The organism is Corallococcus praedator, assembly GCF_003612125.1.
Lineage (GTDB): Bacteria > Myxococcota > Myxococcia > Myxococcales > Myxococcaceae > Corallococcus > Corallococcus praedator.
Map to the genome: position 1 here is coordinate 1 of NZ_RAWI01000810.1, position 787 is coordinate 787.

1 protein-coding gene is annotated in these 787 nt (G+C 74.0%); it reads right to left on the bottom strand.

What is annotated here, in order from left to right:
• Window positions 1-45 precede the first annotated feature (45 nt).
• Window positions 46-747, bottom strand: a complete 702-nt coding sequence (gene radC, locus D7Y13_RS41900) for a RadC family protein (protein WP_120536474.1) — start codon at window positions 745-747, stop codon at window positions 46-48.
• Window positions 748-787: the final 40 nt, after the last annotated feature.

Genomic DNA, 787 nt, shown 5'->3' on the forward strand with positions numbered 1-787 from the left:
CGTGCACGGGGCTGGCGCCCGCCCCCAGCAGCACCCCCGCCATCATCACCAGCCCCCGTCCGGCGTGCCGCACTTGCGTCGCCCCTCCCGCTCGCTGTCCGGCAGCAGTCCTCGCTCCAGCATCGACACGTAGGCGCCGTCCCCCACGACGACGTGGTCGAGCAGCTTCACGCCCAGGAGCCCCGCCGCGCGCGCCAGGTGCTCGGTGAGGCCCACGTCCTGGACGCTGGGCTCCGGGTCCCCCGACGGGTGGTTGTGCGCGAGCACGATGGCCGTGGCTCGCGCGGACAACGCCGCGGCGAACACCTCCCGGGGATCCACCGGGCACGCGCTCAGCGTTCCTTCTGCCACCCGGGCGTCATGCACCAGCACGTTGCGCGGGTTGAAGCACAGCACGTGGAACACCTCGCGCCGGAGCGCGCCCAGCGTGGGCGTCAGGTACGCGTGGATATCCTTCGGCGTGCGCAGCTTGGGACGGCGTTCCGGAGAGCGCTGCGCGCGCCGCCCCAGCTCCAGCGCCGCCAACAGCCGCGATGTTCGGGCCGGGCCCACGCCCCGGCGTGCGCACAGGGCCCGGGGATCCTCCTGCACCAGCGCCTTGAGCCCACCCCGCGTCAGGCCCGCGTCCTTGAGGCCCGTGCCCCTGGGCCCCTCCGTCCACAACAACCCCAGCAACTCCAGGTCGGTGAGGGCCTCCGCGCCCAGCCGGAAGAGGCGCTCGCGCGCGTCCTCCGTGAGGGCCCTCACCGACCTGGAGTTGCTGGGGTTGTTGTGGACGGAGGGGCCC